Origin of the sequence: Pseudarthrobacter oxydans (assembly GCF_030812335.1) — a bacterium.
Taxonomy (GTDB): domain Bacteria; phylum Actinomycetota; class Actinomycetes; order Actinomycetales; family Micrococcaceae; genus Arthrobacter; species Arthrobacter oxydans_B.
Genome location: NZ_JAUSSN010000006.1, coordinates 33,035 through 51,570 on the forward strand (window position 1 = coordinate 33,035; position 18,536 = coordinate 51,570).

Consider the following 18,536-nt stretch of genomic DNA (forward strand, 5'->3'; position numbering starts at 1 on the left):
TGCTGATTCAGTGGAGAGAACAAGCCGGCAAGTACGGACACCGCAGTGAAGGGAGCAGGCCGTGGCAAAGACACTGGCCGAGAAAGTCTGGGACGCGCACGTGGTGCGCAAAGGCGACGGCGAAGGAGCCAATGCCCAGCCCGACCTTCTTTTCATCGACCTCCACCTGGTGCACGAGGTGACCTCGCCGCAGGCCTTTGAGGGACTGCGGCTGGCCGGGCGCCCGCTGCGCCGGCCGGACCTCACCATTGCCACCGAGGACCACAACACTCCGACGCTGGACATCGACAAGCCCATTGCCGACCTCACCAGCCGCACGCAGATCCAGACGCTGCGCAACAACTGCCAGGAATTCGGTGTCCGCCTCCATTCGCTCGGCGACGCCGAACAGGGGATCGTCCACGTCGTGGGCCCGCAGCTGGGCCTCACCCAGCCCGGCATGACCGTGGTCTGCGGCGACTCGCACACCTCCACCCACGGCGCGTTCGGCGCCCTGGCGATGGGCATCGGCACCTCCGAGGTGGAGCACGTCATGGCCACCCAGACGCTGTCGCTGAAGCCTTTCAAAACCATGGCCATCAACGTCGAGGGCACCCTGCGTCCCGGTGTTTCCGCCAAGGACATCATCTTGGCCGTGATCGCCAAGATCGGCACCGGCGGAGGCCAGGGCTACGTGCTGGAGTACCGCGGCTCCGCGATCCGGGCGCTGTCCATGGAAGCCCGGATGACCATCTGCAACATGTCCATCGAAGCCGGCGCCCGCGCCGGACTCGTCGCCCCGGACCAGACCACCTACGACTACATGTTCGGCCGCCCGCATGCGCCACAGGGCGCCGAGTGGGATGCCGCCGTCGAGTACTGGAACACCCTGCGCTCCGAGGACGACGCGACGTTCGATGTCCAGGTGGACCTCGACGCCGACATGCTGGAACCCTTCGTGACCTGGGGAACCAACCCCGGCCAGGGCGTGTCCCTGTCCGCCAGGGTGCCCTCGCCCGAGGACTTCGGCGACGAGAACGCCAAGGCCGCGGCGGAACGCGCGCTGCAGTACATGGGCCTCGAAGCCGGCACCCCGATGAAGGACATCCGGGTGGACACGGTCTTCCTGGGCTCCTGCACCAACTCCCGGATGGAGGACCTCCGTGCCGCCGCGGACATCATCCGCGGCCGCACCAAGGACCCCAACATCCGGATGCTGGTGGTTCCCGGCTCCGCCCGCGTCCGCCTCGAGGCCGAGGCCGAGGGCCTGGACAAGGTCTTCAAGGACTTCGGCGCCGAATGGCGCTTCGCCGGCTGCTCCATGTGCCTGGGCATGAACCCGGACCAGCTGGAACCGGGGGAGCGCTGCGCGTCCACCTCCAACCGCAACTTTGAGGGCCGCCAGGGCAAAGGCGGGCGCACCCACTTGGTCTCCCCGGTGGTGGCAGCGGCGACGGCGGTGCGCGGCACGCTGAGCTCGCCGTCGGACCTGGACCCCGCGCCCGAGTCCGCCGCCATCCGCACCGACGCCGCCTAGGAGATCGCCATGGAAAAGTTCACCACCCACACCGGCATCGGCGTCCCGCTGCGCCAAAGCAATGTCGACACGGACCAGATCATCCCGGCCGTGTACCTCAAGCGCATCACGCGCACCGGTTTCGAGGACGCGCTCTTTGCGGCCTGGCGCAAGGACCCGGCGTTCATCCTGAACCAGGAGCCGTTCAACGCGGGCTCCGTCCTGGTGGCCGGACCCGACTTCGGCACCGGATCGTCCCGCGAGCACGCCGTCTGGGCGCTCAAGGACTACGGATTCAAGACCGTGCTGTCCTCACGCTTCGCCGACATCTTCCGGGGAAACTCCGGCAAGCAGGGCCTGCTCGCCGCGGAACTGGCCCAGGATGACATCGAGCTCATCTGGAAGGAACTGGAGAACGCCCCGGGCACGGCGGTCACCGTGGACCTCCTCTCCAAGACGGTCCAGTGCGGCAACATCGTGGCACCGTTTGAGATTGACGACTACACCCGCTGGCGCCTGCTCGAGGGCCTGGACGACATTGGCCTGACCCTCAAGCACGAGGAAGACATCACCGCGTTCGAGGCCACCCGGCCGGCGTTCATGCCCAAGACCCTGCCGGCCAGACTGTCCTGACCGGCCCGCCCCACCTTCACTGCAGCGCGGGGATCCTTCCATGGTTGTCACACACCATGGAAGGATCCCCGCGTTGCTTTGTTTTCGACGGCGGTCGGCGTCAATTCGCGTAGGCCTGGAATTCGGCGAGCCCGACGTTTCTGGTGGTGCCGCTGACGGTGGTGACGGTCAGCCGCACGCTGGTGGTGGCGCGGCCGGTGAAGCTGATGGTGGTTGCCTGCCCTGCATTGTCCAGAGCGGGGACCGCGACGGTGCTTCCGTCGGAGAAGGTCAGGGTGCCGCCGGTGACCTGGTCGTTGCTGTTGGGCCGGTCGTAGAGCACGACCCGGTTCAGGGTGACGGCGGCGGGGAAGGCGAGGTCGAGGTAGCTGCCGGCTTTGCCGCCGACGGTCGCCCATTCCCGGGTGGCGTCGACCGGGTAGCCGGCGATGACGCCGTCGACCGCCTTCACGGCGGTCTGGCCCGAGGTCGTGTTCTGGGAACTGGCCGTGACCGATGCCGAGGCCGCGACGTTGCTGGCGGTGGGAGCGGGGGCGGGTGCGGGAGCCGGGGCCGGCGCGGGCGCCGCTGTGCCTGGGTAGGCCTGGAGTTCGGCGAGTCCGACGTTCTTGGTGGTGCTGCTGACGGTCGTGACGGTCAGCCGCAGGCTTGTCGTGGCGGTGTCGGGGAAGCTGATGCCGGTCGCCTGTCCGGCGTTGTCCAGGGCCGGCACCGGGACGGTGGTTCCGTCGGAGAAGGTCAGGGTGCCGCCGGTGATTTGGTCGCTGGCGTTGGGCCGGTCATAGAGCACGACCCGGTTGAGGGTGACGGCGGACGGGAAGGCGAGGTTGAGGTAGCTGCCGGCTTTGCCGCCGACGGTGGCCCATTCCCGGGTGGCGTCGACCGGGTGACCTGCGATGACTCCGTCGACCGCCTTCACTGCGGTCTGGCCCGAGGCCGTGTTCTGGGAACTGGCCGTGACCGATGCCAAGGCCGCAACGTTGCTGGCGGTGGGAGCGGGGGCCGCGGTGCCGGGGAAGGCCTGCAGTTCGGCGAGTCCGACGTTCTTGGTGGTGCCGCTGACGGTCGTGACGGTCAGCCGCAGGCTCGTGGTGGCGCGGTCGGGGAAGCTGATGCTGGTCGCCTGGCCGGCGTTGTCCAGTGCCGGTACCGGGACGGTGGTTCCGTCGGAGAAGGTCAGGGTGCCGCCGGTGATCTGGTCGCTGGCGTTGGGCCGGTCGAAGAGCACGACCCGGTTGAGGGTGACGGCGGACGGGAAGGCGAGGTTGAGATAGCTTCCGGCTTTGCCGCCGACGGTGGCCCATTCCCTGGTGGCGTCGATGGGGTGGCCGGCGATGACGCCGTCCACGGCCTTCACCGCAGTCTGGCCCGACGTCGTGTTCTGGGAGCTGGCGGTGACCGACGCCGAGGCCGCAACGTTGGCGGGGTCCGGGCCGGCAGCCGGCGCCGCTGCAGTCGGAGCGACGGTGTAGGACCGGGACAGCCATTTGCCGATCGAATTGTCGGCGCATTCATCGACCGTGGTGCAGGTCTTGGAGTCATGCTGGGCGTAGACCAGGAAGGCATCGGTCTTGGCCGTCAGATCGGGATCGGCCACATTGGACGGGCGCTGGGAGGTGCCGTAGCCCTGGTAACCGGTAATCGAGTGGGGTGTGGTGTACTTCTGGTGCGCGCCGAGCACGAGGTAGGCGACGGCGTGGTGGTCGCTGTGGTCTCCGTCGCCGAAGCTGCCGGCGAAGTCCAGCGTGGAAATCCGGTCCGGCTGGTAGCTGTTCATCAACGCGAGCAGGGTGTCCTGAAGCGCCGGGAGCGTGTACGAGGAGGAGCCGTTGACGGCAGTGATCGTGCTGATCGCGCCGCTGTAGAGCTTCTGCAGACTCTGGTAACCGTAGTTGGACCCGCCTCTTCCGTCGCGGTAACCGTCCGGCAGCCGCATGAAGGCCAGCGAGAGCCGCGACGCCCCGTCCAGGGTTGCCACCGGGATCGGGTGCCCGGCGATCCCGGCATCCGCAGTCGTCCAGGAGTCGCCGGTCCCCGCCAGATGGGCGTAGGCGGCCTTCACCCCGTCCTCGCGCGCGCTCCAGTAGTCCGCGTCGTCATTGGCGTCACCGGCCGTGAGATAAACAGTGCGCACGCACAACCCGTCGCGGATGGCCGAGAGGAGCCAGGGGCTCTGAAATATCAGGTCATCATCCTGATGGGCGACGATGTTCATCGCAGTTCCCGCAGGGCAGCCGGGAGCAGCAGCAGCATTGGGTGCGGTCGCCACTGTCCCGGTGAGCGCGGCGACCAGCGCTGACGCAAGCAGGACTAGGGACCATTGACGAAGCCGGGAAAACGGCATTTGACTCACCCTCACTGGTCATCAAGCAATTGCTCCTGGTGACAACCGAGCTGCCCGTTGCCGCCAGCTCCCACACGAGCCCTTACTGTCGAGGATGGTGGCCGTGTGGCACCTCACACCACGAGGGCGGCTACTCGATTAGTCCGCGGCAGCACCCGTCTTTTGCCGCCGGCTACTCGGCCCCGGGACAGGGGGAAGCAGGTAGCGCGGAACAGCAGACGCTTTGATTTCGACGGCGGCCGCGGCGGCGGCGACGACGACCCGGCGCGCCCTGTATTTCAGATCGGTAACGCAAGCTCCTATGCTTAGCTGGAGCCTTTCTAAGGATTTGGGGGCGAGTAGTCGTGAGGAAACCGGTATATGAGTAGTGTTCTGACAATCCGCGGAGGCGTCCCGCTGACTGGCCGCGTCACCGTGCGGGGGGCCAAAAACCTGGTCCCGAAGGCCATGGTGGCCGCCCTGCTGGGCAACGAGCCATCCGTGCTGCGCAACGTCCCTGAAATCAAGGACGTCGAGGTTGTCACCAGCCTGCTTCAGCTTCACGGCGTCACGGTCGAGAAGGACCCCGTCACCGGGGATCTGACGCTCGACCCGACCAACGCGAAAACGGCGTCCCATACGGCGATCGATGCGCACGCCGGTGATTCCCGGATCCCGATCCTGCTGTGCGGTCCCTTGATCCACGCGATCGGCGAGGCATTTATCCCCGACCTGGGAGGCTGCAAGATCGGTGACCGCCCGATCGACTACCACCTGAACGTGCTGCGGCAGTTCGGTGCCGTCGTGGAGAAGCGTCCCGGCGGCATCCACATCTCCGCGCCCGGCGGCCTCAAGGGCGCCAAAATCTCGTTGCCGTACCCCTCCGTCGGCGCCACCGAGCAGGTGCTGCTGAGCGCCACGAGGGCCGAAGGCATTACCGAGCTCTCCGGCGCGGCCACGGAGCCGGAGATCGTCGACCTCATCGCTGTGCTGCAGAAGATGGGCGCGATCATCAGCGTCCAGACCGACCGCACCATCCGGATCGAGGGTGTCCCGGACCTCGGCGGCTACAACCACCGCGCCCTCTCGGACCGCAACGAGTCGGCGTCGTGGGCGTCCGCGGCGCTGGTGACGCGCGGCGACATCTTCGTCGAGGGCGCCACGCAGCGCGACATGATGACCTTCCTCAACACCTACCGCAAGGTCGGCGGCGGGATGGACATCGGCGACGACGGCATCCGCTTCTATCACAAGGGCGGCAAGCTCAACCCGCTGGTCCTGGAAACGGACGTGCACCCCGGCTTCATGACGGACTGGCAGCAGCCGCTCATCGTTGCCCTGACGCAGGCCGAAGGCGTGTCGATCGTCCACGAAACCGTGTACGAGAACCGCTTCGGCTTCACCGAGGCGCTGATCCGGATGGGCGCCAACATCCAGGTCCACCGCGAATGCCTCGGCAGTGTGCCGTGCCGGTTCGGCCAGCGCAACTTCCTGCATTCCGCCGTGATTTCCGGGCCCTCCCAGTTGACCGGCACCGACATCGACGTACCCGATCTGCGAGGCGGGTTCAGCCACCTGATCGCAGCGCTGGCTGCCAACGGCACCTCCCGGGTCACCGGCATCGACATCATCAACCGCGGCTACGAGCGCTTCACGGAGAAGCTCGCGGGCCTTGGCGCCGATTTCGACATCACTTCGTCCGAGTAGCGGGTACCACGTGAAGGAATCGGCCAAGAGCCACATCACATTTGTTGTTGTGGCCGCGATTGTCCGTCCGGTCATGAACCTTCTGATGCGGAAGGAATGGATCGGCCTGGAGAAGCTGCCTGCCGGCGGCTTCATCGCCGCACCCAATCACTGCACCGAAATTGATCCCCTGGTGGTGGCGCACATGCTCTACAACCAGCAGCGGATGCCGCGCTTCCTGGCCAAGGCCGGACTCTTCAAGGTGCCCGTGCTGGGATTCGTGCTGCGCGCCACCAAACAGATCCCGGTGGAACGCTCGACGGCAGGCGCCAACCGCTCGCTGCAGATCGCCAAGGAAGTGGTGGACGAGGGCGGAGCCATCATCATCTACCCTGAGGGCACGCTCACCAGGGACCCCGAGCTGTGGCCGATGAAGGGCCACACCGGTGCCGCGCGGATGGCGCTGCAAAGCGGAATCCCCGTCGTGCCGATCGCTCACTGGGGTGCGCACGAGGTCCTGCCGCGCTATGCCAAACGGCTCCACCTCTTTCCGCGGAAGACATCGCGCCTGATGGTGGGCGATCCGGTGGACCTGAGCGCCTTCGCCGGGCGTCCACTGGACAAGGCCACCCTCGCCGAGGCGACCAACGTGATCATGGCGGCCATTACGGAACTCCTGGCCACGCTCCGCGGGGGACAGCCTCCGCTGGTCCGCTGGGACCCTGCGGCCCATAACCAGTCGACCCACGGCCGCTTCATTGAGCAAGGCGGAAAAACAGGCGGTTCAGCAAAACCAGAAGAGAAACTTGGGGATAGCGACGAATGACATTCGATCAAACGCGGGGGCTGTCGGCCACGAGGGTTGCTGTACTCGGCGCCGGATCCTGGGGGACCACTTTTGCGAAGGTGCTCGCTGACGCGGCCACCGCCTCCGGGGTCGAACGCGACATCCGGCTCTGGGGCCGTCGCGGTGAAGTAGTCGACCAGATCAACCTGAAGCACCGGAACGAGCAATACCTCAAAGAGATTGCCCTTCCGCCCAGTATCACCGCTTCAACCGATGTCGCCGAGGTCCTTGACGGCGCTGAGCTCGTGGTCCTGGCCGTTCCGGCCCAGACCCTGCGGCCGCAACTGCGCGAGTGGAAGAACCTGCTGGCGCCCGGCGCCCTGGTGGTTTCCCTGATGAAGGGACTCGAGCTGCACACCGATGCCCGGATGAGCGAAGTGATCTCCGAGGAGCTCGGCATTCCGGTCAACCGGATCGCTGTGGTGTCCGGGCCCAACCTGGCCATGGAGATCGCCCGGGAGGAACCCACCGCCTCGGTTGTGGCCTGCTCCGACCCGATCGCGGCCGGCTGGATCGCCCGCAGCTGCACCGCCCCGTACTTCCGCCCGTACACCACAGGCGATGTTGTCGGCGTCGAAATCGGCGGCATCGTCAAGAACATCATTGCCCTGGCCGTCGGCATTTGCGAAGGCAAGCAGATGGGTGACAACACCAAGGCATCGGTCATCACCCGCGGCCTCGCGGAGACTTCCCGGTTGTCGCTGGCCCTGGGCGGCGAGGCGCAGACGATGGCCGGCCTCGCCGGCCTCGGCGACCTCGTGGCCACCTGTTCCTCGCCGCTGTCCCGGAACCACACGGCCGGACGGCTGCTGGGCAAAGGGCTGACGCTGGACGAGGTCGCGGCCGAAATGACGCAGACGGCCGAAGGGATCAAATCCGCCCAGGCCGTTCAGGAGCTGGCCGGCAAGCTCGGCGTCGAGATGCCCATCACCGCGGCGGTCGTAGCCGTGCTGGCAGGAAAACTGTCCGTCGACCAACTGGGGCCGCTCCTGCTGTCCCGGGACCTGAAACCTGAAGGCGATTACTGAGCGTGACTGAAGAAAACGTGAGCACAACGGGACGATCCGCCCAGACGCGGCCCCGGGTGGCAGTGCTGTTCGGCGGCCGCTCCAGCGAACACGCGGTGAGCTGCGTGACGGCCGCCGGGGTCCTCGGCGCCATCGACCAGACGAAGTACGAGGTGATCCCGATCGGGATCGCCAAAACCGGCCAGTGGGTGCTGGCCTCCGGGGACACCCATGACTGGTCTCTCTCGGCCTCCTCCCTGCCCGAGGTCGCCTCCTCGGCCCGGACCGTAGCGCTGACCGAAATCGGCGGCGAACACCAGCTGATCGTGGCCTCCCCGAACGAGATTCCCCAGGAACTCGGCGCCGTGGACGTCGTGTTCCCGCTGCTGCACGGTCCGTTTGGCGAGGACGGCACTGTCCAGGGCTTCCTGGAACTTTCCGACACCCGTTACGTGGGCGCCGGCGTGCTGGCGTCAGCCGTGGGCATGGACAAGCACTTCATGAAGGTGGTGTTCGAATCCGCCGGGCTCCGCGTGGGCCCCTACATCGCCGTGACGGACCGGCAGTGGCGCAACGACCCCGAGACCGTCCGCAAGCGCGTGGACCAGCTCGGCTATCCGGTCTTCGTCAAGCCCGCGCGGGCGGGTTCGTCCATGGGCATTTCCAAGGTGGACTCGCTTGAAGGCCTGGACGCCGCGATTGAGGCCGCCCGCGAACATGATCCGAAACTTGTGATCGAGGCGGGCATCGTCGGCCGCGAGATCGAATGCGCCGTCCTGGAAGGACGGGGGACCGACGCGCCCCGAACGTCCATGCCCGGAGAGATTTCCGTGGCAGGCGGCGGGCACGAGTTCTACGACTTCAACGCCAAGTACGTGGACGACGCCGCAGCACTCAGCTGCCCCGCCGACCTCCCGGACGAAGCCACCGCCCGGGTCCGCGAGCTGGCCGCCGTCGCCTTCGACGCCGTCGGAGCCGAGGGCCTGAGCCGGGTCGATTTCTTCTACACCCCCGAGGGTGAACTCATCATCAACGAGATCAACACCATGCCCGGGTTCACGCCCAAGAGCATGTACCCGCAGATGTGGAAGGCATCCGGCCTGGGCTACGCGGCGCTGATCGATGAACTGATCTACCTGGCGCTGCACCGCAAGACCGGCCTGCGCTAGCGCCCTACTGGCTCGGCGGCAGGTTCTGCAGGTCCGCCTGACCCACGCAGTTCCGCCCCGCGGGCACCTTCGCGGCGGCGGCGGCGAGGTCCGCAAGCACGGTGGCGGAACTGATCTTGTCCGGGTCCATCAGGATTTCCGTGGCGGGTTCGCGCCCGAACGTGGTCAGGGTCCACACCGGGTCGCCCTCCTTGATGACCCAGTCAACGCCGTTCACGCTGACGCAGCGGTCCGTCGTCGGCCCCGGAACATTCACCCCGCAGCGCAGGATGACGAGGGACGGGTCGCCCCACGCCGCGGTGGCCTGGCTGTTGGTCTTCCGCAGTTTTGCCTCGCCGATCGCGTCCGGCAGCGCCACCATCATGGGGGCACACGCGGCGTTCGCCGCGTCCTTGGCGGGCGCGACGTCGACAACCGGAGCGCAGGCGCTCAGTAGAATCCCTGCGGACGCCGCCACGGCCAGAAGGCGGAGCGGACGTGCGGAAGCCGGGAATCGGAGCTGATGCATTGATTAAGCCTATCCCGGCCCGCCGCGCGCTGCAGCACGGTGGGGCGCTCGCCAGCACGCCGGATGAACCTTGGGTGAACGGCCCGAGTCGGCAGTCGAGTAGACTGGGGAAATCGTGCAACTCTGGGGCGCTGCCGGCAATGACGTCCTTTCTGGCCAGAACCACGCACACTCGTTTAGCTCATGTAACTGGGGGAGGGACGGCCATCACGTCGCGCAGCCTGAAACTTAAAATTGCACGCCCCGGTCTGACAGCACTGCTGGTGGCCCTCGCCCTGTCGGCGGCGGTCCCCGCCGCGCAGGCTGAGGATGTGCCTTCACCCGGTCCGGTGCCGGAAATTGTGTTGCCCACGCCGGCGCTTCCGGTGCCGACGGCGGAGCCGGAGCCTTCGCCGGCTCCCTCCGAGACGGCCCCTCCCGTGGCGCCGCCCTCCGACCCCGTGGTTGAGCAGCCGCCAGCCGTCCCCGAATCGCCGGCCGCAGAAACGGTCGCTCCGGCTCCGGCCGCCCCCGGCGCGGTCACTCCGCCGGACGCGCCCCGACCAGCCCCAGCCCCGGCCCGCGCGACCGGGACCGCAGCAGCCGAGGCAGTCCCGGCCGAGGCGACGGAGACGCCGTCGCCCGCTCCCGAACCCCTGCAGTCGACGGCACCCGCCGCCGCTGCCCCGCCGGCCGAGCCGCCGGCAGTCATGCAGGCTCAGATCCAGGCCGCGGTGGCCGTCGCCACCGGCAGCCCGCTGGCGGTCCAGCTGATCACGGTGCTGATCCTGCTCGCCGCCGGGTTCGCGTACTTCAGGTTCCTCGGCGGGAAGAGCGCCAGCTTCGCGCCCAAGGCCGGGGAGTAATCACCCGGATGCGAAAACACGCCGGGCTGGACCCTGCCCGCCCTGAACCCAAGACCTCCCCGGTGCGCGTCACGTTGCTGACGCACTCGTACTGGCCCGAGCACAGTCCGCCCCAGCGCCGGTGGACCGCCATGATCAAGGAATTTTCCCGTGCTGGCTGGGACGTCGACGTCGTGACGCCCGTAGCGCACTACCCCTTCGGCCGCCGTGCCCTGCCCCGGCGGCTGGCAGGCAGGCCCTTCGTGCTGCAGGACGGACAATTCACCGAGAAGATCCTCCGGGTGCCGTATCTGCGTCACGGCAACTCCCGCGTCGCCCGCCTGGTGGACCAGTGCTTTTCGGCGGCGCTCTCCGTGCCCGCCGGGCTGCTTCTCCGGAAGCCCGACGTCGTCATTGTCACCGCGCCGGCCCTTCCGTCCCTGCTTGCCGGGTACGCTCTCGCCAAGTTGCGGAGAGTACCGCTGATTGTCGAAATGCGGGATGCGTGGCCTGACCTTGCCCGCGACGCCCGGATCGTCCAGGGAAGCGTCAAGAGCGTCGTGGAGCGCGTCGTTGATTTCGTCCAGCACCGGGCAGACCTCGTGGTCACCGTGACCGAGGGTTTCGCTGAAACCCTTCGTTCACGCGGAGTCCGCAGGGTGGCCACCATCAGCAACGGCCTGCACCTGGACGCCATCCCGGTCCTCGATGCACCGGACCTGGAGCGGCCCGTTTTTGAGGCCCTGTACCTCGGGAACCACGGCGAGAGCCAGCGGCTGGAGGTGGCGATCCGGGCGAGTGCCTTGGTGGGCGACTCGATGCACCTGCACATGGTGGGACACGGGACCCGGCGCCGGGCGCTTGAGAAGCTCGCCCGGGAGTTGAAGGCGCCGGTGACTTTTCACGCGCCGCTGCACGGCGAGGCCATGATGGAGCGCTACGCGTCAGCGGACACGTGCCTTGTGTCGCTCCGCGACGACTGGAAATCCTTCGAAACCACCGTTCCGTCCAAGACCTATGAGGTCCTGGCCGTAGGCCGCCACGTGACGGCCATGGTGCGCGGCGAGGCGGCGCGCGTCATTGCCGACGCCGATGCCGGCGATATCGTGGCCAGCGACCCGGAGGCCCTGGCAGCGCTGTGGCGCGAACTGGCCGCCGACCGGGGCCGGCTCGTCCGCAACGGGGACAGCCGGCAGTGGGTCAAGACCCATGCCGAGTATGGGCTGTTGGCCAGCCGGTATGTGGACATCATCGCTGAGCTCCTGGGCAAGGCATCCGTAGACCCCCGATGATCCAGGCCCTAAGAAACCTGCGACTCGCCGCGCACACGGCTGGACAGCACCTCTCGGACGATCCGGTGCTGCTTTTCCTGCAAGCATCGCGGCGCGTCCCGTCCTCGGTGGTCCGTCCCCTGGCCCGGCTGACCTGCGCGGCGGCCCCCAAAGGCTCCGCAGCCGTGCCCGTGCTGCTCGCATCCCTCACGCGCGGCGACACCGACGACGTTTCACGACGCCTGCGGATCGCCGCAGTCCGCAACGTCTCCGGTGAAAAGGCCCGGAAGCTGGCGGACATCGCGCTCGTGGCCAATCTGCCGGAGCTCTCGGACCTCCTGCTGGCCGGTGCAGGCCATGCGCCCGGCCTCAAGTCTGCGCAGGCCCGCAGGCTCTGGTATGCCGGGGACCTCAGCGGCGCCGCCGCCGTCCTTGAGGGGTCCAACCGCGCGGGACGGCAGCAGCAGGCACGGCTGGCCGGCGAGGCAGCCGTGTACGCCGGCGCCGGGCTCTCGTTGCCCCGGCAGGTGTTCACCCCCGTACCCGGCCGGGTGCTGCATTTGCTGACCAATTCCCTGCCCCACACCGCCAGCGGCTACGCCCAGCGGTCCCACTCGGTCATGGCGGCCCAGCAGGAGGCAGGCTGGGACGTGCTGGCCGTCACGCGGCTGGCCTACCCCGTGCAGGTGGGAAAACTCCTGGCCCGGGCCAGCGACGTCGTGGACGGCGTCGAATACCGCCGGCTGCTCCCGGCGCGGCTGGCGCCGACCATGGACGCGCGCCTGCAGCAACAGGCCGAGGATCTGCTGAAAGTGGCGCTGGAGTTCAGGCCCGGCATCCTCCACACGACCACCCACTTCGTCAACGGCCTGGTGGTCCGGGCCGTGGCGGAGGCGCTGGGGATCCCCTGGGTCTACGAGGTCCGCGGGCAGCTGGCGGACACGTGGGCGGCCACGCACGGACCCCAGGCCCGGGACAGCGAAAAGTACCGGCTGTTCCGGGAACGGGAAAGTGCCGTCATGCACGACGCCGACCTCGTAGTGACGCTGGGCCAAGCCATGAAGGCCAATATCGTGGCGGCGGGCATCCCCGGGGAGAAAGTGCTCATCGCCCCCAACGCGGTGGGCGGGGCCTTCCTCCGGACGCCGCTGGATCCGGCCGGTGCACGCCGCGAGCTGGGACTGCCGGAGGACGGACTCTACATCGGCACCGTCAGCAGTCTTGTCGCCTATGAAGGCCTGGATGACCTCGTGAGGGCCTTCGCGCTCCTCGCGCCGGACTACCCGCAGCTGCGCCTCCTGATCGTCGGCGACGGTGTCTCCCGGCCCGCCCTGGAGGATCAGATCAGTGCCCTGGGGCTGTCCGACCGGGCAGTATTTACGGGCAGGGTGCCGCGGGATCTGGCCCCGCTCTACCACCAGGCCCTCGACGTCTTTGTGGTCCCGCGCAAGGACCTGGACGTGACCCGGGCGGTGACTCCGCTCAAGCCCGTCGAGGCCCTGGCGAGTGCCCGACCGGTGGTCGGGAGCGACCTGCCCGCACTTCGGGAGATAATAGACGACGGCGGTAACGGGCTTCTTGCCCCCGCCGAGGACCCCCGTGAGCTCGCCCAGGCGATCTCCACGCTGCTCTCCGACGCCGGCTACAGGGCGGCGTTGGGGCAGGCGGGCCGTGCAGCGGTGCTGGCCGGGAGGACCTGGGCGGCCAACGCCAAGGCCCTGACCACCCGTTACGCCGGGCTGCACCATGACCATGAGGAGAACGAGTAGTGTCCGCAGATAGTGCAATAGACCCGGAGACGGTGGCCGTTCAGCCGCTCTCCGTGGACATGCGGCGGCTGACCCGAGTCGGTTCGCGGCCATCGTTCCTGGATTATCTCGTCCGGCTCTGGGACTTTAGGCAGTTCATGTTCTACGACGCCCGTGCCCGCATTCAAAGCGGGACGCGCCGGGACCGGCTGGGCAGCGCCTGGCTGCTGCTGAACCCTGTCTTCAACGGCCTGACCTACTTTCTGATCTTCGGGCTGCTGCTGAACACCAGCCGCGGGATCGAGAACTTCGTGGGCTACCTGGTCGTGGGCATCTTTGTGTTCCAGTACAGCTCCGGCGCCATCACGTCCGGCGCACGCTCGATCCGGAACAACAAATCCGTGGTCCAGGCCTTCAACTTCCCGCGGGCGGCGCTACCCATCGGTGCCAACGTGCGGGAACTGCTCAGGGCTGTTCCTCTGATCCTCGCCATGCTGCTGATTGTGGTGGTGCTGCCTCCCGCGGAGGAAATCACCTGGCTCTGGATTCTGGTGATACCGGCCATCATGCTGCAGGCGCTCTTTAACCTGGGGGTGGGACTCATCCTGGCCCGCATCATCTCCCGGGTCCACGACGTCACGCACCTGCTGCCCTTCGCGCTCCGGGCCTGGATGTACGGTTCCGCCATCTTCTTTTCCTACGACCGGTTCGTCACGCATCCCGAAGTCCTGGCGGTCATCAAGCTCAATCCCTTGTTCAATGTGATCGACATCGTCCGGGACTGTGTCCTCTACGCCAGGGTTCCCCAGTGGCAGTCATGGGCCATTCTTGCTGTCTGGGCCCTCGGGGCGCTGGGCGTGGGCCTGGTCTACTTCTGGAAGGGGGAGGAATCCTATGGACGCGGATGACCAGGAGCTCTACATCGAGGGTCACCCCTGCGTGGTGGTGGACAGCGTGGAGATGCGGTACCGCGTGGCCTCCAGCGCGGCTTCTGACGCTGACGCGGAAGAGGCAACCCCGCGCCTCTTCCGCCGCGCGGTCCGCAAACCCAACATGGTGACCGTGCATGCCCTGAACAGGCTGTCGCTCGTCGTCGAGCGCGGCGAGTCGGTGGGCATCATCGGCCGGAACGGCTCGGGCAAGAGCACGCTGATGAAGATCATCAGCGGCCAGTCCAAGCCGTCCAAGGGCGCCGTATTCGCCTCCAGCACCCCCATCATGCTCGGCGTCAATGCGGCTCTCGTGCAGGACCTGTCCGGCGACCAGAACGTGATCCTCGGGTGTCTCGCCATGGGCATGAGCCGGGCCGAGGTGGACGAGAAGTTCAACAGCATCGTGGAACTGTCCGGACTCGAGAAGTCCATCCACCTGCCGATGAAGTCCTACTCCTCAGGCATGGCATCCCGCCTGCGCTTTGCTATCGCGGCGAGCGTCGACCCGGAGATCCTCCTGGTGGATGAGGCACTCAACACCGGTGATGCCCAGTTCGCGGACCGCAGCAAGCTGCGGATGGATGAGCTCCGTGAACAGGCGGGCTGCGTGTTCCTGGTCAGCCACAGCCTGGACACGATCAAGGACATGTGCACCCGGGTGATCTGGCTCGACAAGGGCGACCTGATCATGGACGGTGATCCTGAGGCAGCCATCAAGGCCTACCAGGAGTTCACCCGTCACCTCTCCAAGGGCAACAACATTTCGGCCACCAGGATCCTCGACGAGGCCAAGGCGAATCTCGTGGCCACCGAGGTCCGCGGGCGGTCCTCACGCCGGAGCCGGGGCTGATGGCGGGTCTCCGGGAGATCCGGACAGGACTGTGGCATCTGCGGAGGGGCGGGCCGGCGCAGTTCAAGTCCTGGCGGTCCCGCCGGCGGATTGAACAGGGCTTCGCCGCGCCGCGCAACGTCCAGGGCGTCGAGGCGGCCTGGACCGGCCGCGGACACAAGCGGCGGCTCTCGCTCCTGCCGGCGATCCTGCCCCTGCAGCAGCCATCCCGGCCGGATGTGCGTGCAGCAGTCATCCTGGACGATTTTTCGGCGCTGGCCTTCGGCTACGAATGGTCCACCGTCCCGGTCCATCCGCACACCTGGCGCACCGACCTGGCAGCCGCCGCTGTCGACCTGCTGTTCGTGGAATCGGCGTGGGCGGGGAACAGCGGACTGTGGCGCGGCAAACTGGCAGGCCCGAACGGTCCGAGTGCCGAGTTCCGCGAACTCGTCGGCTGGTGCCGGGAGCAGGGCATCGCGACCGTCTTCTGGAACAAGGAAGACCCGCCCCACTATGACGACTTCCTCCCCGCCGCCCGGCTCTTTGACCGGGTGTTCACCTCCGATTCGGGCCGCATTCCGCAGTACCGGGTGGATCTGGGCCACGACCGAGTCAGTTCCCTTCCGTTCGCCGCCCAGCCCGCCATCCATAACCCGGTCAGGCCCGGACACGGCCGGCACAGCAGGGATGTTGCCTTCGCGGGGATGTACTTTGCCCACAAGTATCCCGAGCGCAGGGCCCAGATGGACTTCCTCCTCGGCGGCGCGCTGGACGCGTCCGCCAGGATGCGGACGGGCCTGGAAATCTTCTCGCGCCAGCTCGGCGGCAACGCCGAGTACCAGTTCCCGGCGCCGCTGGATACGCGCGTTGTCGGTTCGCTGAGCTACCCGCAGACGCTGTCCGCGTACAAGGCGTACAAGGTCTTCCTCAACGTCAATTCGGTGGTTGACTCGCCCAGCATGTGTGCCCGCCGGATCTTTGAGATCACGGCATCCGGCACGCCTGTCGTGACCGCGCCCAGCCTGGCCATGGAGCAGTTCTTCACCCCCGCGGCGGTGCCCGTCGCCGCCACCCGCAAGGATGCCGAACACCTGACCCGCGCGCTGGTCTCCAACCCGGAGCTGAACGACCGCACCGCGCACCTGGCCCAGCGCACCATCTGGGCGGGCCACACCTACGCCCACCGGGCGGAGACCGTCCTGCAGCACGCACTCCCTCGCCTACAAGCCGGCGTGCGGCGGCCGTCGCTTTCGGTGTTGTTGCCCACCATCAGGCCGCAGAACCTTGAGCGTGTCTTCCGAACCCTCGCAGGACAGCACGGCGTGGAACCGGAACTGGTGCTGCTCACCCACGGCTTCCGACTCTCCACCGAACGGCTGGCGGAGCTCTCCGGCCAGTCCGGGCTCCGGAACGTGGTGCTCCTGGAGGCGTCGCGGGAGGTTTCGCTGGGGGAGTGCCTGAACAGGTGCGTCGCCGCGTCCGGTGGCGAGGTCCTCACCAAGATGGACGACGACGACCATTACGGCCCGCACTACCTGAGTGACCAGCTGCACGCGTTGTCGTACTCGGGTGCGGACGTTGTGGGTAAGCAGGCACACTACATGCACCTCGAGACGTCCAACGCCGCCATCCTGAGGTTCGCAGCCAGGGAGCACCGGTTCACGGACTTCGTGATGGGACCGACCATTATGGCCCGCCGGGACGTCTTCACCGACCATCCGTTCCAGCCCGTCACGGTCGGCGAGGACACCGGATTTCTCCGCGCCGTCCATGCCGCAGGTAAGGTCATCTATTCGTCGGACCGCTTCAACTACTTCCAGGTACGCACGGGAGACGGACACACTTGGCAGGTGGAGGATGCCGAGCTGCTTGCTTCGGGCGACATTAAATTCTACGGAAAGCTACATGGACATGTTGACATCTAGAACCGCCGAGACCGGGACGGGCATCAGGACGGTCGCCGTCGTCGGCCTGGGCTACATCGGGCTGCCCACGGCAGCCATCCTGGCCACCAACGGTCTGGAGGTCATCGGGGTCGATCTGAACCAGGACACCGTGGACGCCGTCAACAACGGTGACGTGCCGTTTGTGGAACCTGACCTGGGCATCCACGTCGCGGGCGCGGTCAGCCAGGGAAGGCTTCGGGCCCAACGCGAAACTCCCAGCGCGGATGCCTACATCGTTGCCGTGCCGACGCCGTTCAATGCCGACAAGTCCGCGGACATGTCCTACATCGCCGCCGCCGCCCGGGCCATCGCGCCCCAGCTGAGCGGCGGCGAGCTGGTGATTCTGGAGTCGACCTCACCGCCCGGGAGCACCCGCCGGCTCGCGGAACTGATTCTCGGGATCCGCCCGGACCTGAGCCTTGACGGCCGGGACGGCCAGCCTGCCCTTCTGGTGGCGCACTGTCCCGAACGGGTGCTGCCGGGCCGGATCATGGTCGAGCTGGTAACGAACGACCGTGTGGTGGGCGGCCTCACTGCGGAGGCTGCCGAGGCCGCGGCTGCGCTGTACGGGGTGTTCTGCCAGGGCGAAATCCACCTTACGGACGCTGCGACGGCCGAGATGTCAAAACTGGTGGAGAACGCCTACCGCGACGTGAATATCGCGTTCGCGAACGAACTGTCCGTCATCAGCGAAAGTCTGGACATCGACGTCTGGGAGCTCATCCGGCTGGCCAACCACCATCCCCGGGTCAACATTCTTCAGCCCGGACCCGGCGTCGGCGGCCACTGCATTGCCGTGGACCCCTGGTTCATTGTGGCCGCGGACCCAGATAACTCCGTCCTGATCCGTACAGCCCGCGAAGTCAACGACCGCAAGCCCGGCCACGTAGTGGAACAGGTCCGGAAGGCTGCCAGCGGTATCAGCCGTCCGGTGATTGCGTGCCTGGGCCTGGCCTTCAAAGCCAACATTGATGACGTCCGGGAGTCACCGGCGGTGGAGATCGTCCGGCGGGTGGCAACGTTGCAGCCCGATGCGGATATTCTTGTCGCGGCGCCGCACAAGAATCAGCTGCCGAAGGAGTTGGCTGAGTGTGCCAACGTCCGGCTGACGGAAACCGACAAGGCGATCGAGGCGGCCGACGTCGTGGTGCTATTGGTCGATCACGACAAGTTCCGTGAGATTGAACCGTCGAGCCTTGAGGGCAAGAAGATCATCGACACCCGCGGTTTCTGGCGCTGAAGCAGTCGGCGCAGGCGTCAACGGCGCTTTGTAAGTAAACGAATGATGAGGGTCGGGCCGCTCACGGCGGCCGGC

General features: G+C 67.2%; 15 protein-coding genes. 13 read left to right on the top strand and 2 right to left on the bottom strand.

The genetic code is table 11. The features are described from left to right. Positions 1-61 precede the first annotated feature (61 nt). Both leuC and leuD read left to right on the top strand, forming a co-directional pair. Positions 62-1,516 (top strand): 3-isopropylmalate dehydratase large subunit, encoded by a 1,455-nt coding sequence (gene leuC, locus J2W14_RS11235; RefSeq protein ID WP_307462438.1) that lies wholly within the window; start codon positions 62-64, stop codon positions 1,514-1,516. Positions 1,517-1,525: 9 nt separating this feature from the next. Next, complete coding sequence (leuD, locus tag J2W14_RS11240; RefSeq protein ID WP_307462439.1) at positions 1,526-2,128, top strand: 3-isopropylmalate dehydratase small subunit; 603 nt, start codon at positions 1,526-1,528, stop codon at positions 2,126-2,128. A gap of 100 nt (positions 2,129-2,228) precedes the next feature. Here the strand turns inward: leuD and J2W14_RS11245 are convergent, their stop codons facing one another. Beyond that, the gene (locus tag J2W14_RS11245) at positions 2,229-4,343 is read right to left on the bottom strand and encodes a PIG-L family deacetylase (RefSeq protein ID WP_307462441.1); all 2,115 of its coding nucleotides are present in this window, start codon (positions 4,341-4,343) and stop codon (positions 2,229-2,231) included. A 489-nt stretch (positions 4,344-4,832) separates the two neighbouring features. On the opposite strand from J2W14_RS11245, the gene murA reads away from it, so the two are divergent. The 4 genes from murA to J2W14_RS11265 are packed head-to-tail and all read left to right on the top strand — an operon-like array spanning position 4,833 to position 9,160. Continuing rightward, the gene (gene murA, locus J2W14_RS11250) at positions 4,833-6,158 is read left to right on the top strand and encodes a UDP-N-acetylglucosamine 1-carboxyvinyltransferase (RefSeq protein WP_307462443.1); all 1,326 of its coding nucleotides are present in this window, start codon (positions 4,833-4,835) and stop codon (positions 6,156-6,158) included. Between the two features lie 10 nt (positions 6,159-6,168). Next, a complete protein-coding gene (locus J2W14_RS11255; RefSeq protein WP_307462445.1) occupies positions 6,169-6,963 on the top strand; it encodes a lysophospholipid acyltransferase family protein in 795 nt (264 codons plus the stop codon). Then, entirely contained in the window at positions 6,960-8,012 is a 1,053-nt protein-coding gene (locus J2W14_RS11260) for an NAD(P)H-dependent glycerol-3-phosphate dehydrogenase (protein WP_307462446.1), read from the top strand. The genes J2W14_RS11255 and J2W14_RS11260 overlap by 4 nt, the downstream gene beginning before the upstream one ends. A gap of 2 nt (positions 8,013-8,014) precedes the next feature. Beyond that, positions 8,015-9,160: a D-alanine--D-alanine ligase family protein gene (locus tag J2W14_RS11265; RefSeq protein WP_307462448.1), complete on the top strand. Its 1,146-nt coding sequence runs from the start codon at positions 8,015-8,017 to the stop codon at positions 9,158-9,160. A gap of 4 nt (positions 9,161-9,164) precedes the next feature. Here the strand turns inward: J2W14_RS11265 and J2W14_RS11270 are convergent, their stop codons facing one another. Then, positions 9,165-9,668 (bottom strand): DUF3515 family protein, encoded by a 504-nt coding sequence (locus J2W14_RS11270; RefSeq protein ID WP_307462449.1) that lies wholly within the window; start codon positions 9,666-9,668, stop codon positions 9,165-9,167. Positions 9,669-9,979: 311 nt separating this feature from the next. On the opposite strand from J2W14_RS11270, the gene J2W14_RS11275 reads away from it, so the two are divergent. Genes J2W14_RS11275 through wecC form a run of 7 tightly spaced genes read left to right on the top strand, consistent with a single transcriptional unit; the run spans position 9,980 to position 18,461 of the window. After that, entirely contained in the window at positions 9,980-10,513 is a 534-nt protein-coding gene (locus J2W14_RS11275) for a hypothetical protein (RefSeq protein ID WP_307462451.1), read from the top strand. Positions 10,514-10,521: 8 nt separating this feature from the next. Then, a complete protein-coding gene (locus J2W14_RS11280) occupies positions 10,522-11,784 on the top strand; it encodes a glycosyltransferase family 4 protein (protein WP_307462453.1) in 1,263 nt (420 codons plus the stop codon). Then, on the top strand, positions 11,781-13,532 hold the full coding sequence (locus tag J2W14_RS11285; RefSeq protein WP_307462454.1) for a glycosyltransferase family 4 protein: 1,752 nt from the start codon (positions 11,781-11,783) through the stop codon (positions 13,530-13,532). Before J2W14_RS11280 ends, J2W14_RS11285 begins: the two co-directional genes overlap by 4 nt. Continuing rightward, positions 13,532-14,419: an ABC transporter permease gene (locus tag J2W14_RS11290; protein WP_307462455.1), complete on the top strand. Its 888-nt coding sequence runs from the start codon at positions 13,532-13,534 to the stop codon at positions 14,417-14,419. The genes J2W14_RS11285 and J2W14_RS11290 overlap by 1 nt, the downstream gene beginning before the upstream one ends. Then, positions 14,406-15,293, top strand: a complete 888-nt coding sequence (locus J2W14_RS11295; protein WP_307462457.1) for an ABC transporter ATP-binding protein — start codon at positions 14,406-14,408, stop codon at positions 15,291-15,293. The genes J2W14_RS11290 and J2W14_RS11295 overlap by 14 nt, the downstream gene beginning before the upstream one ends. Next, on the top strand, positions 15,293-17,200 hold the full coding sequence (locus tag J2W14_RS11300) for a glycosyltransferase family protein (protein WP_307462459.1): 1,908 nt from the start codon (positions 15,293-15,295) through the stop codon (positions 17,198-17,200). Before J2W14_RS11295 ends, J2W14_RS11300 begins: the two co-directional genes overlap by 1 nt. Next, positions 17,187-18,461 (top strand): UDP-N-acetyl-D-mannosamine dehydrogenase, encoded by a 1,275-nt coding sequence (gene wecC, locus J2W14_RS11305; RefSeq protein ID WP_307462460.1) that lies wholly within the window; start codon positions 17,187-17,189, stop codon positions 18,459-18,461. The genes J2W14_RS11300 and wecC overlap by 14 nt, the downstream gene beginning before the upstream one ends. Positions 18,462-18,536: the final 75 nt, after the last annotated feature.